Annotated in this window: 1 protein-coding gene and 1 pseudogene; both read right to left on the reverse strand. The window is 42.1% G+C overall.

The annotated features are described in order from the left end of the window. Nucleotides 1–192 (reverse strand): annotated as a pseudogene (locus L6J37_RS21245) (formylglycine-generating enzyme family protein); the annotation flags it as partial. A gap of 155 nt (nucleotides 193–347) precedes the next feature. Then, the coding region (locus L6J37_RS21250) for a formylglycine-generating enzyme family protein (RefSeq protein ID WP_237796526.1) at nucleotides 348–653 on the reverse strand (306 nt) is incomplete at its 5' end.

The following is a 653-nucleotide window of genomic DNA, read 5'->3' on the forward strand; positions in this document are numbered from 1 at the left end:
TACCACCACGTCGGCGGCGTTTTGTTTTTGTTCCTGGGTCGCCTCTGGATAGCGCTTTTCGATATTAGTAACTATGGTATCAAGCTGCTGTTGAGAGACGGTTTCGCTGGTGATTTTGATGGGGAAATTGTTGTCATTGCAGGCCGCTAATAATGGCAGCGTACATGCAAGGCCTAGCCTGTAAAATTTCATGCTGAAATCCTTTGTTTTTAGTGTCTTAGTGTACCGAAATACCTAAAGCAAAAACACTGGAAAGCATGGTCAATTATGATTACAGCTTGTATTTCTTGAACCGAGTGCACAATGGAATGAATGAGGTGATTTTGATTGAAAATTGGTCATCAATCTCAGGGCGATTTATGTACCGGGGCTGTCTGTTGAAGAGCACAGCGAAAACTAGTTCCAGGTGAATACGCTTTCTTTACAGGAACAGAGTAGTTTCTGGAAAAAGTCATTGTTGTACCAGAAGAATCACGAAGAACTTTTTGACTTCCACTATCAGGCCCTTGAGGGTTTAACTCTGGTGATTGCTGATAATAATCAGAGGAATACCAGTCATTTACCCACTCACGTACTTGATTAGTCATTCCATAGATACCTAATGGATTCGGAGGAAAAGTATCTACGTTGCGAAATTCGGCGAAAGATGGTGC

It is taken from the genome of Photobacterium sp. WH77 (genome assembly GCF_022014395.1).
In the GTDB taxonomy this organism is placed as follows: domain Bacteria; phylum Pseudomonadota; class Gammaproteobacteria; order Enterobacterales; family Vibrionaceae; genus Photobacterium; species Photobacterium arenosum.